This is a genomic window from Paenibacillus timonensis, assembly GCF_022427145.1.
Classification (GTDB): Bacteria; Bacillota; Bacilli; order Paenibacillales; family Paenibacillaceae; genus Fontibacillus; species Fontibacillus timonensis.
In genome coordinates, this window is the sequence record NZ_JAKSXN010000165.1 from 1 (window position 1) to 396 (window position 396).

A 396-nucleotide genomic window follows, 5' to 3' on the forward strand; every position below is an offset into this window, starting at 1 on the left:
GCCCATACCTATTTATTTATATATATTTATTTTTAAGGGCGAGGACCTTGCTTGGGGCTTGTTACACGTTACTGGACGTGCGCTTCCCTTGAAAGATGAGGCACACTACTATATCTTACGGTTTCCCCTGTACCACCGTCATTCCCCATACTTACCACTTGACCTCTGCCTAATTATTTATATATTTATTTTTTTATGGGCGATGACCTATACGGTATTACCCAGCCCGTAAGTGTCACCTTGTCCCTCTCGAAAACCCTTTGGTAGCCCACAATAAACATAAAAAAGCCTCGTGAATATACCCATACTCTGGATACACCCACGAGACTTTAAGCAAACTTTTTTCTTCTTAAGCAGACTTTTTTCTCATTCTGCAAACTTTATTTTTATTTAACA

At 39.4% G+C, this 396-nt stretch carries 1 protein-coding gene; it reads left to right on the forward strand.

Annotation, left to right across the window (positions count from 1 at the left end):
• Positions 1–232 (forward strand): hypothetical protein (locus MJ257_RS24710; protein WP_240271807.1); only part of this gene is annotated, 232 nt, incomplete at its 5' end.
• Positions 233–396: the final 164 nt, after the last annotated feature.